The organism is Streptomyces sp. NPDC002851 (assembly GCF_053591935.1).
This window is the reverse complement of the sequence record NZ_JBSFUT010000014.1, coordinates 183,720-195,437: the sequence shown is the minus strand read 5'-3', so window position 1 is coordinate 195,437 and position 11,718 is coordinate 183,720. Positions and strand designations below refer to the sequence as shown.

Annotated in this window: 6 protein-coding genes; 1 reads left to right on the top strand and 5 read right to left on the bottom strand. The window is 72.5% G+C overall.

The features are described 5' to 3' along the window. Nucleotides 1-91 precede the first annotated feature (91 nt). The 5 genes from galE to ACWD10_RS17465 form a co-directional block, all read right to left on the bottom strand. Nucleotides 92-1,066 (bottom strand): UDP-glucose 4-epimerase GalE, encoded by a 975-nt coding sequence (gene galE, locus ACWD10_RS17485; RefSeq protein ID WP_451091741.1) that lies wholly within the window; start codon nt 1,064-1,066, stop codon nt 92-94. Nucleotides 1,067-1,149: 83 nt separating this feature from the next. Further along, nucleotides 1,150-2,787, bottom strand: coding sequence for a glycosyltransferase family 2 protein (locus tag ACWD10_RS17480; protein ID WP_451091739.1), 1,638 nt, complete (start codon nt 2,785-2,787; stop codon nt 1,150-1,152). A gap of 11 nt (nt 2,788-2,798) precedes the next feature. After that, entirely contained in the window at nt 2,799-4,121 is a 1,323-nt protein-coding gene (locus ACWD10_RS17475; protein ID WP_451091737.1) for a glycosyltransferase 87 family protein, read from the bottom strand. After that, complete coding sequence (locus ACWD10_RS17470) at nt 4,118-5,932, bottom strand: hypothetical protein (RefSeq protein WP_451091735.1); 1,815 nt, start codon at nt 5,930-5,932, stop codon at nt 4,118-4,120. The genes ACWD10_RS17475 and ACWD10_RS17470 overlap by 4 nt, the downstream gene beginning before the upstream one ends. Nucleotides 5,933-5,940: 8 nt before the next feature. Continuing rightward, nucleotides 5,941-9,426, bottom strand: coding sequence for a CDP-glycerol glycerophosphotransferase family protein (locus ACWD10_RS17465; RefSeq protein ID WP_451091733.1), 3,486 nt, complete (start codon nt 9,424-9,426; stop codon nt 5,941-5,943). Between the two features lie 125 nt (nt 9,427-9,551). Between ACWD10_RS17465 and ACWD10_RS17460 the strand changes: the two genes are divergently transcribed. Further along, nucleotides 9,552-11,687, top strand: a complete 2,136-nt coding sequence (locus ACWD10_RS17460; protein WP_451091731.1) for a CDP-glycerol glycerophosphotransferase family protein — start codon at nt 9,552-9,554, stop codon at nt 11,685-11,687. Nucleotides 11,688-11,718 lie beyond the last annotated feature (31 nt).

The window sequence follows — 11,718 nt, the reverse complement described above, 5'->3', positions numbered from 1 at the left end:
CCGCCCATCGAGCGCAGAAGGGTATACCGTTTCTGCTCGTAGTTATAGCGCCAGTAGGCGACCGTGAGGTGCGGGGCCGGAGGGGCTGACTTCAAGCCCCCGGGTGCTGCCGCTGCCACCCCGCCCACGCCGACGCAATCATGTCCCGCACATCATGGTGGGCCTTCCACCCGAGCTCCGTCGCGATGCGGTCAGCCGCCGCGACCACCCGGGCCGGGTCGCCGGGGCGGCGCGCCGCGACGTCGGGCGCGATGTCGTACCCCGTCACCTCATGGATGAGGTCGATCATCTCGCGGACCGAAACTCCCTCCCCGCGCCCGATGTTGAGCGTCAGATTCGTCCCGCGCGGCATCGCCGTGAGCCGTCGCGCCGTCGCGACATGGGCCTCCGCCAGGTCGGCCACGTGGATGTAGTCCCGGATGCAGGTGCCGTCCGGCGTCGGGTAGTCGTCGCCGAAGATCCGTGGGGCCTCGCCCGCCGTCAGCTTCTCGAAGACCATCGGGACCAGGTTGAAGACGCCCGTGTCGGCGAGCTCCGGCGCGGCCGCGCCCGCCACGTTGAAGTACCGCAGCGACGCCGTCGAGAGGCCGTGCGCCCGGCCCACCGCGCGGACCAGCCACTCGCCCGCGAGCTTGGTCTCGCCGTACGGGTTGATCGGCACGCACGGGGTGTCCTCGGTGACCAGGCCGACGTCCGGCATGCCGTACACCGCCGCCGAGGACGAGAACACGACGTTCCGCACGCCCGCCTCCACCACGGCGCCAAGGAGCGTACGCAGGCCCTCGACGTTCTCGTGGTAGTAGTGCAGCGGCAGTTCGACGGACTCCCCGACCTGCTTCTTCGCCGCCAGGTGCACGACGCCGGTGATCTCGTGCCGGGTGAGGGCGCGGTCCAGCTGGGCCCGGTCCAGGGTGGAGCCCTCGACCAGCGGGACGCCGGACGGGATGCGCTCGGCGATGCCCGTGGACAGGTCGTCGTACACGACGGCCCGCTCGCCGGCCTCGGTCATGGCACGGACGACATGCGCCCCGATGTAACCGGCGCCGCCGGTGATCAGCCAGGTCATGGTCACCCTGTTCTGTGTCGGGAGTGGTGCGGTGGTGCGGTGGTGCTGGTCGGTGCAACGCGCGGCACCGTCGCCAGGTTCCGTCACCGCCGCGCAAGCAACCGCTTCACCCGCCCCCTCAGGACCCGCCCCGCACTCCGCACCCCCACCGACAGCCGCACCGCGAGATTCCCCGAGGCGGTGGCGTACGGGCGGACGAGCAGGATGCCGTGGCGCGGGTGGGCGCGGACGACCGGACGGAGAAGCCCGGGGACCGGGGCCGCGCGGACCGTCGTGTCGCGGGCCGTGCCGTCCGCGAAGCGCACGCGGATCCGGACGTCCCAGACGCCGGAGGGCAGTGCGCCGAGGTCCACGAGCACCTCGGCCGTCCAGGTCGACGGCCGTTCCCCGGCCGGGTCTTCGGGGTCGCCGGTCCTCTCCGGGGTCCACTCCGCCGTACGTCGTATGCCGCACGCCCCGCCGACCCGGGCCCGCAGCTCGACGTCGACCGAGGTCGGTCCGGCCGCCGTCATCCGCCCGTACAGGTCGTACAGGCGCAGGCCGAGTACCGACGCCCGCGCGTGCGGCCGCAGTTCCGCGTCGACGGCGACCGGAAGGAGCCGCATCGGCCGGACCAGCAGGTGCTCCAAGGTGACTTGGGGCAGGTCGTGCGACCAGACCGGGCTGCCGTCGGCCGCCCGCGGGTACGGCGGCACGAGCCGGGCCGGGACGGCCGCGACCTGCTGCACCCGGGTCAGGTCCACGGGCTCCGGCGAGGCCATGACGACCCGGCCGATGACCCGTCCCGGCGCGGGCGCGCGCTCGAAGTCGTCGGCGCCCAGGGTCTCCAGGTACGCGCGCGTGAGCGCCCACCACTCGCGCCGGTACGCGGGGCTGCGCCGGTCCAGTTCCTTGGCGTACATCCGCAGGCCGTGGTCGAGGAACTTGGCGCGCGCCGCACCGGCGAGCCGCTTCTCGCCCGCGTCCAGGAAGATGTCGATGACCTGGCGGTGCGCGTCGAGCCGGGACCGCCAGTTCTCGATCCCGGCCCGGTCGAGCGAGAGGGAGAGCTTGGCGGCGGCGCGGCGCACGTGCCAGATGTAGACCGGGTTGGAGATCAGCGCGATCCGCGGGGCGGCGGCCAGCACGCGCGCGGTGAACACGAAGTCCTCGTAGATGAACCGGCCTTCGGGGAAGCGGATGCCGTGCTCGCGCAGGAACTCGGTGCGGTAGAGCTTGTTGACGCAGAGCGTGTCGTGGACGAGGCGGGGCCGCTTCTCGGGGCGCGCGACGATCGCGGGTGAGTCGTACAGCTCGGGCTGCCAGGGCACCTCGCGCCCGGACGGCAGTTCGCGGCGTACACACAGGCCCGCGGCGACCTCGGTGCCGTGGTCGGTGGCGGCGGTGAGCAGGGCGTCGACCGCGCCGGGCGGCAGCACGTCGTCGCTGTCCAGAAACATCACGTACGGAGAAGCGCAGGCGTCGATGCCGTCGTTGCGCGGGGTGCCGCAGCCGCCGCTGTTGGTGGTGCGCAGGACGGTCCGCAGGCGCGGGTCCTCGCCCTTGAGTTCCTGGAGCACGCCGGTGCTGCCGTCCGTCGAGCAGTCGTCGACGGCGATCACTTCGCGGACGGCCGGGCCCTGGGCGAGGGCCGAGCGCACCGCGTCGGCCACGTGCGCGGCGTCGTTGTAGCCGATCACGACGACACAGACCTGTGGCTGGGGAGACGGGGTGCTGGTCATGGTTGACGATTTTAGCTGTTAATTCTGTTTGTCCTACTAATGGGGGTCGCCGTCGAGCGCCACAGGGCCCGCCAGGAGAGCGCCGCCGCGGTCGCGAGCAGTCCGTTGCGTACGAGCAGGACCAGACAGCCGGTCCAGGTGCCGGCCATGACGTGCTCGTAGAGGACCGGGTAGCCGACCGCGCTCCACCCGGCCGCGGCGACGATCAGGAGCGCCACCGGGCGCTGTGCGGTCAGCCGCGAGACGAGGCAGACGGCCGTGAGCCCGAGCAGCCAGACGAGATACTGCGGGCTGATCACGCGGCTGGTGACGGTGAAGAACAGCACGGCGCAGAGCGCGGCGTCGGCCGGTGTGGCCGCGGTCCAGCGGCGCGCCCGCAGCCGCCACACGAGCAGCGCGACACCGGCGAGTGCGGTGGCGAGCAGGCTCGCGGTCGCCACGAGCGAGACGTACGGGCCGACGAACTCCACCGCCCCGTACTGGTAGCGCACCTCGCCCGGCCAGCCCGCGCGGTGCGCGAACGCGAGCAGCGTGCCGCCGAAGGACTCGATCTGCACGCCGCGGTCGCCCTGTTGGCGCAGAAAGCCGAAGGGGTGCGCGAAGAGCGCGGCCAGGAGCAGGAGCAGCGCGGCGGCCGTGGCGAGGGCCGCGGTCCAGACGGTACGGGTGGTACGTCCGCGTGGTGTGCCGAGCAGGACGAGCACGGGCCATACCTTCACCAGGGCTCCGGCGGCGGCGAGCGCTCCGGAAAACGCCCACCACGCGCGCGTGCCGCCGGACCGTCTCCACGCGCGCGTGCCGAGGGCGAGCAGCGCGCCCACCGCGAGGGCCGTGACCTGGATGTCGTACCGGGCGAGCGGGATGTGCAGGAGCAGCGGAAGGCCGCCGACCCAGAGCGCGGCGCCGCGCAGCGTCCGTCCCGGGCCGCGCCCCGCCACCGCGAGGGCGAGGGCGATCGCCGCGTCCGTGGCGAGGGTGAGCGCCACGAAGCCCTGGAAGTAGCTGAGTCCGGGCAGCAGGCTGGGGGAAAGGAGCACCGGACCGGCGCCGGGCGGGTACTGCCACAGCGGGTCTCCGTCCGGCAGCGCCCCGGTGCGCAGCGTGCCGTACCAGAAGAAGTAGAGCTCGTGCACCTCCCGCCCGATCCCGCCGACGCCGAGCGGCATCCGCCCGTCCAGGGCGAGCAGGGTGAGCATTCCGGCGCGGGTGACGGCCCAGGCGGTGGCGAGGGCGAGCAGTCCGCCGAGCCGTGCCCTGCGACGTCGGCTGCCGGTCCGGCGGCGGTGCGCGGCCGGGCTGACGGAGGGCGCGAGCGCGGGCTTGGCCGAGGTCATCCGCGCCTCGCCCCCACTCGCGCGAGGACCTCACCCGTCCGCGGCCCCCACGCCACCACCACCGCTTCCTCCGGCGCACGCTGGTCCGGCGCAAGGAGCAGCCAGCGGACGTCGTACCGGCGCACGACGGCGGCGCGTTCCGCGCGGGTGCTGTCCGGGGCGAGGTAGGCCGCGACGTCCCGCTTGCGGCGCTGCCGTTCGGCCTCCGGAAGGGACGTGTCCGGCCAGGTGGGAGCCACCAGGTTGGGGCCGTAGCCGGGCAGGGAGCGCTTGGGCCGGTAGCCGTCGGTGAGGACGACCTCGCCGTGGCCGATGTGCCGGGCGGCCCAGGCGTACGTCGGCCAGCGCGGCGGCTGCTTGAACCCCACCGGGTCGAGGGCGCGCGGCACCACGGCGCCGCCCTGCGTCAGCAGCCCTAGGGGGTGTCTCTCCGATCTTTGCGGATCAGCCTGCGGCGTCTGGTGCGGTGCATCGGTGTGCGGCCGGATCGCCCGCGTACTGGGCGTACGTGGGTGATTCGGCCGTGCGGCGAGGTGCCGTGCCAGGCGTCGCGGGCCCGCCAAGATCGGGGAGACACCCCCTAGCCCCGCGCCGACCGCCGCCGCCTGCGCGAGAAAGCGCCGCGAGGCGGGCCATGGCCGGGGCCGTGCGATCGCCTCGGCCAGTTCCACGGCGAGCGCGAACTGCAGGGGCAGCAGGGCGAGTCCGAGGATCCGTCCGTACGTGTAGTGCCCGCTGATCCAGCCGTACGCGATGACGAGCAGGTCGCCCGCGAACATCAGGACCAACGGGTCCCGCCGGTCCCGCTGCCACCGCAGCCAGAGCGCGGGCAGCCCGATGAGGGCGAGCCAGAAGTGGCCCTCCGCGCCGGCGTGGATCCGCCGGTGCATCGCGTCCAGCACGGCACGGTGACTGACCTGGTTCCCGGCCTGGTCCCACCCTTGATCCCCGCCGAGTCCGACGAGTTCGACGAGTTCGAAGGTACTGAAGTACGGCCAGCTCCCGGCGACCACCACCGCGCCCGCGCCCGCGAGCGCCCAGCGGCCGAGCACGCGCGCGTGCCGCAGGCCGCGCTCCCGTCCGGCCACGAGCGCGGCCACGCCGATCAGCGTCGCCACCGCCGTGAGCGGGTGCACGAGCACCGCCACCCCGATCAGGACGCCGAGCGCCGCGTACCGCCACAGCGGAGCCGGGGGAGCGCTGTCGGTACGGGGGGCCGGACGGTCCGTCAGGGACCAGATCCAGAAGGCGAGCCCGATCGCGAAGGTGCTCGGGTAGGACAGGTTCCCGGTCATCGAGAACAGCCCCAAGAAGCCGCTGAACCAGGCCGTTTGAGTGCCCCACAGCAGCACCATGGCGGCGAGCGCGAGGACCGGCGCCCAGGGCCTCGGCGTGAGCACCTTCACGAAGCGGTTCAGGCCGGTGAGGAGCAGAAGCAGGTTGACCGGTCCGGCCAGCTTGACGACCTGCCATCCGGCGAGGCCGCTGACCTGCGCGAACAGCCCTTGCGCCACCGCGTACGGCGAGTAGTAGGCGCTGCCCGCGCCCGGCAGGTCGACCGTCGGGTGGGCCGGGTGCGGCAGATCCGCCTTCAGGCGCTCGACGACAGCGGCGTGCTGTCCGAAGTCGCAGCACATCGGGATCCGCCAGGCGGCGGCCGACATCACGACCCAGAAGAGGGTGCCGAAGACCAGGTACGGGCTCGGCCGCAGGGAGCGCCGACCGCCGAAGAGGGCGGTCGCGCCGCGGGCGACGCGGCTGGGCCGGGTGCCCGGCCTCGTACTCAGTTCCGTACTCACTGCCGTACTCACGGGCGTACTCACCGCAGCAATCGAGCCGCTACCCGGGCCGACGCCCGGCCGTCGTCCAGGTCGCAGTACGCCTGCCGGAACGCCGCGTACGCGTCCGCGTGCCGGGCCGCCGTCGCGTCGAGGTCGCGCAGTGCGGCCACGACCTCGTCCGTGCCGGAGAGCAGCGGGCCCGGGGCGCGGCGCTCGAAGTCGAGGTAGAGACCGCGCACCGTGTCGCGGTAGTGCGCGAGGTCGGGGGTGTGGAAGAGCATCGGGCGGCCGGTGTGCGCGTAGTCGAACATCAGGGCCGAGTAGTCGGTGATCAACACATCGGCGGTCAGGAGGAGTTCGGCGGGTTTCGGGTAGGTGGTGACGTCGTGCACGAAGGGTGCGCGGGCGCCGGTGATCCGTCCCGTGGTGCGCGGGTGGCGGCGTACGAGGAGTACGTGGTCGTCGTCGAGGCCCGCCGCTCGGAGCGCGGCGAGGTCGAGGGTGGGCTGCCTGTGGTGCGTGAGGTGCTCGCGGTACGTGGGGGCGTACAGGACGACGCGGCGGTCGTCCTCGGCGAGGCCGAGTTCGGCGCGTACGCGGTCGGCGATCTTGTCGCGGTCCTCGGCGAACAGGACATCGTTGCGGGGTGATCCGGCCTGGAGGATCTCGCCGTAGTACGCGAGTGCGCGGGTCATGTGGGGGATGGCGTACCGGTTGGGCGTGACCAGGACGCTCCACTGGCGGGTCGGCCGGGGCACCGCGTTCAGGTGGGCGTGGTCGGCGTATGCCGTGCCCTTCAGGTCGGTGCCGATCCGCTTGAGCGGGGAGCCGTGCCAGGTCTGTACGACGGTCTGGCCGTCGCGGCGCTCGAAGAATTCGGGCAGGTGCTCCGGCGTGACGATGTACCGGCAGCGGGCGAGGGCTTCGTGCCATGCGGCGCTGTGCAGTTCTACGCCTCGCGCTGTGGCGGGTACGTAGGTCTGTTGGTCCTGGGTGACCCAGAGGTGCTCCAAATCGGCGCCTCGGTGGACCAGTTCCTCGTGCACGGCGCGTGGGTTGTCGCCGTCCACGTAGAGGATCGCGTCCCGTAGGGGGAGGTGGCGTTGGGCCGGGTAGTGCGTGGTGCGGAGGCGTTCGCGGTGGTACGGGCCGCGTTCGGTGGGCGGCAGGTCGGGGGCGACCTGGAGGAGGAGCCGGTCGCCACAGTGGCGGGTGGCGGTGAAGCGGGTTCGCTCCGCGGGCAGGTTGGTGGCGGTGTCGGTGCGGAGGCGGAGCGGGGTCTCCTGGGCGCCGCGGACGTAGGCGTGCCAGTGGCCTGGGGCCAAGCGGGCGTCCGCGGGGGTGAGTTCGGCCCGGAACCGGCCGTCGGGGGTCTGCTCGACCGGGGCGGTCACTTCTTCGTCGCGGGTGCTGTGGCGCAGGACGAGTTCGGGGTGGCTGGAATCAGGCTCCATGGAGCCCGCCACCACCAACCTCCCCTCACCCTCCCACCGGACCACGTCCGCGACCGGGCAGTGGGTCGGTTCCACGCGGAGTCGGCCCGCCGGGTCGGCCGTGATGCACAGGGGCCGGGCGGTCGGGCCCGTGGGGTAGTGGCCGGGAGGCAGGTTCGTGGTCGCGGCTACGGGTTTCAGCTTGCCGTCGGGAAAGACCAGGCTGGCTCGCCAGGGTTCGCCGGGTGGGGCTTCGACCTCGTGCGGTGCGTGGTGCGGGATCGGGTGTACGGCCATCAGGTCGGGCAGGGGGATACGGGCGGTGAAAGCCCGTCCCGGGCCGGGGAGGCATTCGACCGGGCAGTCGATGACGGCTTCCGAGTGGTCGCGGATCAGGCGCAGCTCGGTCGGGCGCAAACCGCCTCGGTGCAGGTGGCCGCCGAGTACTACTGCGGCCGGATCCTCGGCGGCGCGCCCGTGTCGATCCACCCGGGCGGCGTACTGTTCGATGCTCACCACCAGGCGGGCGTCGTCGCCACGTACCGACAGGACCATGCGTAGTCCGTCGTCGAGGTCCCGTACCGCCGACCGGGCCGCCTCGCCCGCCCGTACCGCGGCTCGCCGGAGCGTGCCGTGGCCGCCTACGACCACGTCGAGCAGCCAGGTCCCTGGGCGCCAGCGGCCGCGGGTCTTGAGGCGTTCCGGGTCGAGGGTCATCTCGAAGCCGGACAGGTGGTAACTGTGCAGCGCCTGCTGGGAGTTCTCGGTTGCCTGGGGGTACGGGATCGTGCGTGTCGGCACCCCGCGGGGGCGGTGGTGCCGTCCGCTGCCCGGTACCGGCCGCAACAGGCCCAGCTTGATCGACTGGCCCGGGCGGGCCGCCGCCAAGTTGCGGATGTACGCGTAGCCGGTGATGCGGAGCGTTCCGTTCTTCGCCCAGGTCGCCTTCTCCGCCCGCGTCACCACCGGCAGTTCCGCGCGGCTCAGTCGGGTCAGGCCGCGCGGTAGCGCCAAGCGGCCGTTCGGGCCGTTGCCCGGCCATTCCGCGGTGCGTCGTCGCACCGGGCCGCCCCGGACCCGGAACGCGGTCCCGCTACGGCGCTCGAAGGCGAGCAGGGAGTCGAGGTCCTCGTACCGCCCTTCGCGCACCAATTGCCACTTGGCCCGCAGGCCGATCGGGAGTCTCGGCCCGGTCAGCAGGCCCGGCCCGGTGAGCACGCCCGGGGCCACCTGCGCCAGGAACGCGGCCGCGTCCGTCAGGAATGCCTCGCGGTAGTCCGGGCCGCTCGTCCGCAGGCCCTCCAGGAAATGCGCGAAGTCTTCGCGCAGGCACGACGCGTCGTAGGCCGCCTTGTGCTCGGGGAAGCGGTCCGCGAGGAAGCGGCTGACGGTCGTGCACGCGGCGATCCTGTCGCGTGCTGCCCGCACATCCGTGCCCCGGCCCTGACCCCGCTCCCGCCGGTACGTGACGTGGTCGGCGAGTACGTCGACCGCCTCTGCCAGACAATGCGCCAGGATCCCGTGCGGGGTGTCCACCGCGTCCACCCCGTCCCCGGAGGCTTCCTTGCCCACGCGGTGCCAGAACTCCCTCCGGAACACCTTGTTCCAGGCGATCCCGTCCGCGATCAGCTCCGGGGCCCGGGTGAGATGCGTACGCTGCCGGGTCTCCGTCAACCACCGGTACTGGCGGGCCTGTTGGCGGCCGCGATCGTGCAGGCGCCACACGTTTCCCGTCGCGAAGTCGGAGCCCGTGGCGTCCAGGCTCCTGAGCATCCGGGACCACGCGCCGTGCGGCACCACGTCGTCGCCGTCGACGAACGTCAGGTACTCGGTCCCGGGCGCGGCCTCCCGCACCCCGGCGCCCCGGGCCGCGCTCAGGCCCGCGCGCTCCTGGGGGACGTAGCGGAACCGGTCGTCCCGCTCTGCGAAGGCGCGGGCGATCGCCGCGCTGCCGTCCGTGGACCCGTCGTCCACGAGCACGACGTCGAGGTGCGTGACGGTCTGGCCCGCGATCGACCGCAGGCACTCCTCCAGGTACTCCTCGACGTTGCAGAAGGGCACGATGACGCTGAGACGGTGCAGACGCTGCATTTGTCCTGGTTTCCCGGTCCCGTCAATTTCTTTGCCTAGCGTCGCCCGAATGAGTGGCACCGGATGATCCCCGCGCGGGCCCGGGTCTTCGACACAGCGTAATCAGCTGACTACCGTCGGTGTCCATGGTGCGTTTCTCGGTAGTTGTCCCCGCCCACCGCATCCAGGGCTACCTGCGTGAATGCCTGGAGTCGACGCTCGGCCAGAGCCACCGGGACCTGGAGCTGATCGTTGTCGACGACTGCTCGGGGGACGCCTGTGCCGCGATCGCCGCGGAGTATGCGGAGCGCGATCCACGCGTGCAACTCGTCCGGCTTGACGCGCACAGCGGCACCGGCGCCGCCCGCAATGCCGGAGCCGCCCGCGCCCGCGGCGCGTTCCTGCTCTTCCTCGACGGCGACGATCTCCTCCTGCCCGGCGCCCTCGCCGCCATCGACCGAGCGCTCACCGAACACCCCCACGCCCCGAACGTCCTCCTCTTCGACCACGACCGCATCGACTGGTGGGAGCACGTCTCCGCCAGCGGCGACGACCTCAACGGCAGCCCGCTCGGCCTGACCCCCGCCGCCTGGAACCGGGTCGTACGCCGCTCCTTCTGGCACGCCCACGGGCTCCGCTTCACCGAAGACAAGGGGAAGGCGTGGCCGTACGAAGACGTCGTGCCGGTGCACCGGGCCACCCTCCTCGCCACCGCCCAGGGGCGGCTCGCGATGCTCGAGCGGGTCTGCGTCCGCTGGCGCAAGCGGCGCGGCGGCAGCGTCTCGACCACGCCCGGGCGGCAGCACTTCGCCGTGCTCGACCAGTACGGGCAGCTCTTCGCCTTGCTCGAAGAGCAAGGCCACCAAGCCGTGGAGCTCTTTCCGTACGCCGTCGAGCACCTCCTCTCCGTCCTCGGTGACCCGGGCCGGATCCGGCCCGCCGACCGCGCCGACTTCTTCCGCGCCGCCGCCCGCCTCTACCGGGCCCACCGCCCGGCCGGCCACGAACCCCTGACCGACCGTCAACGGGCCCTCGCCAGCGGCTCGTACACCGCCTTCCAGGCGCTCAAGACCGCCGACGGCCGCCGCAAGGCCGCCAAGCGGGCGCTGGCCCGGCGCAGGCAGCAGCTGCGCGCCAAGGTCATGCGGATCTCGTACCGCGCGGACCGGCGCCGCTCCCTCGACCCGCACCTCGCCGTCTACAGCGCGTACGGGAACCGGGGCCCGTCCTGCAATCCGCTCGCCGTGTACGAGAAGGCGCGCGAACTCGTCCCGCACATCCGGGGCGTCTGGGTGGTCGGCGGTCGCCACAAGCACCAGGTGCCGGACGGCGTCGAGTACGTCGTCGAGGGCTCACGGCGCCACTGGCGTGCCCTGGCCCGTGCGACGTATCTCGTCAGCAACTCCGGCTTTCCCGGCGGCTTCGTCAAGCGCCCCGGCCAGCTGTACCTCCAGACCCACCACGGCACGCCGCTCAAGAAGATGGGCCTCGACCAGCGCCGCTACCCGGCCGGTACGCACGGCATCAGCTTCCAGCAGGTCCTCGACCACATCGACCAGTGGGACTTCAGCCTGTCCGCCAACCCGCACTCCACTGAAGTATGGGAGCGCGCGTACCCCTCCACCTATGAGGCGTTGGAGCTCGGCTACCCGCGTAACGACCTCTACTTCAGTAGAGACGTCGAGTACGAGTCCGAACGCATCAGGAAGCAGCTCGGCATCGAGCCGGGCCGGACCGCCCTCCTCTACGCGCCCACCCACCGCGACTACCAGAAGGGCTTCACGCCCCGGCTCGACCTGGAGCGCTTCGTGCGGGCGCTCGGACCGTCGTACGTCGTGCTCGTCCGCGCCCACCACGCCTACGGCTCCGAGGCGAGGCTCACCGCCTGCCACCACCCGCAGATCGTCGACGTCACCGGGCACGCGCGCGTGGAGGAGCTCTGTCTCGCCGCCGACGCGCTGGTCACGGACTATTCGTCGCTGATGTTCGACTACGCCTGCCTGGACCGGCCGATCGTCGTCTACGCCCCCGACTGGCAGGCCTACCGCCTCGCCCGCGGCACCTACTTCGACCTGCTCTCCGGCCGCCCCGGCGAGACCCCCGGCGCCGTCGCGACGTCCGAGGACGAACTGCGGTTCGTCTTCCAGGCCGAGGCCTGGGACACCGACGCGACCACCGAGCTGCGGGCCGCCTTCCGTGACCGGTTCTGCCCGTACGACGACGGGGGCGCGGCGGAGCGCGTGGTGCGGAGGCTGTTCTCGCTGCCCGGCTCTTCTTCGTAGGGCGTGTTCTGCGGCTGCGGCTGCGACTGCG